Origin of the sequence: Phenylobacterium sp. Root700, assembly GCF_001429025.1 — a bacterium.
GTDB lineage: Bacteria > Pseudomonadota > Alphaproteobacteria > Caulobacterales > Caulobacteraceae > Phenylobacterium.
Genome location: NZ_LMHT01000016.1, coordinates 1 through 1,016, shown reverse-complemented (window position 1 = coordinate 1,016; position 1,016 = coordinate 1). Strand labels below are relative to the sequence as shown.

Sequence of the window (1,016 nt, the reverse complement as noted above, 5' to 3'; positions counted from 1 at the left end):
TCGGGGTGGAAGTGGCGGTCGTCGGTCAGGTGCGGGACCTTGGCCCGCAGCAGCGCGCGCACCGATTCCAGCGCCGGGCTGGAGGTCAGCGGCGCGTGGAAGTCGCAGCCCTGGGCGGCGGCCAGCAGTTCGATGCCGATCACCGCGGTGGCGTTCTCGACCATCCCCAGCAACCGGCGCGCGCCATGGGCGGCCATCGAGACGTGGTCTTCCTGGTTGGCCGAGGTCGGGATCGAGTCGACGCTGGCCGGGTAAGCGCGCTGTTTGTTCTCCGACACCAGGGCGGCGGCGGTGACCTGCGGGATCATGAAGCCGGAGTTGAGGCCGGGCTTGGGCGTCAGGAAGGCGGGAAGGCCCGAGAGCGCGGGATCGACCAGCATGGCGATCCGCCGCTCGGCCAGCGAACCGATCTCGCAGACCGTCAGGGCGATCATGTCGGCGGCGAAGGCCACCGGCTCGGCGTGGAAGTTGCCGCCGGACAGGGCCTCGTCGGTTTCCGGGAAGATCAGCGGATTGTCGGTGACGCCGTTGGCCTCGGTCCCCAGCGTCGTGGCCGCCTGGCGCAGCACGTCGAGCGCCGCGCCCATCACCTGCGGTTGGCAGCGCAGGCAATAGGGGTCCTGGACGCGCTCGTCGTCCTTCAGGTGCGAGGCGCGGATCGCCGAGCCGGCCATCAGGCCGCGCAGGGCGTCGGCGGTCTCGATCTGACCGGCATGGCGGCGCAGGGCGTGGATGCGCGGATCGAACGGGGTGTCGGAGCCCTTGGCCGCTTCGGTCGACAGCGCGCCGGTGACCAGGGCGGTGCGGAACAGCACCTCGGCCTCGAACAGGCCGGCCAGGGCGTTGGCGGTCGAGAACTGTGTGCCGTTCAGCAGCGCCAGGCCCTCCTTGGGACCGAGCGTCACCGGCGACAGCCCGGCCTCGGCCAGGGCCTTCGCGGCCGGCAGCCGCGCCTCGCCGACGAAGATCTCGCCGACCCCGATCATGGTCGCGGCCATGTGGGCCAGCGGCGCGAG

Annotated in this window: 1 protein-coding gene; it reads right to left on the bottom strand. The window is 71.9% G+C overall.

Annotation, left to right across the window (positions count from 1 at the left end):
• Positions 1-1,016: aromatic amino acid lyase (locus ASE02_RS10845; RefSeq protein ID WP_056734048.1), on the bottom strand; the 1,016-nt coding region annotated here is incomplete at both ends.